General features: G+C 61.5%; 1 protein-coding gene. It reads right to left on the bottom strand.

The features are described 5' to 3' along the window. On the bottom strand, positions 1-275 hold a 275-nt coding region (locus tag SB775_RS29280; protein ID WP_410864738.1), incomplete at both ends, for a class I SAM-dependent methyltransferase.

Genomic DNA, 275 nt, shown 5'->3' with positions numbered 1-275 from the left:
ACCTGGAATGACAGAACTGTATCGAATGAAGCATCGGCAAACGGCAGTACGGCATCGGCCTCGATGCGCGAGAACGAAAGATTCTCCATCGTATGCCGTGCCCGCGCGAATGCGACCGCCTCCTCCGCCACGTCCACACCCACAACCTCCCGCGCGCCGCAGGCGATCATCGCGCTGCCGTAGCCGCTCCCGCAACCGAAATCCAGGACGCGTCGGTCGCGGGTGAATGCTTCGGCGAACTGGTATGTCACGACGTGCATCAGGTAGATCAATCG

Source organism: Peribacillus sp. SIMBA_075, assembly GCF_046534585.1.
This window is presented reverse-complemented; position numbering and strand designations above follow the sequence as displayed.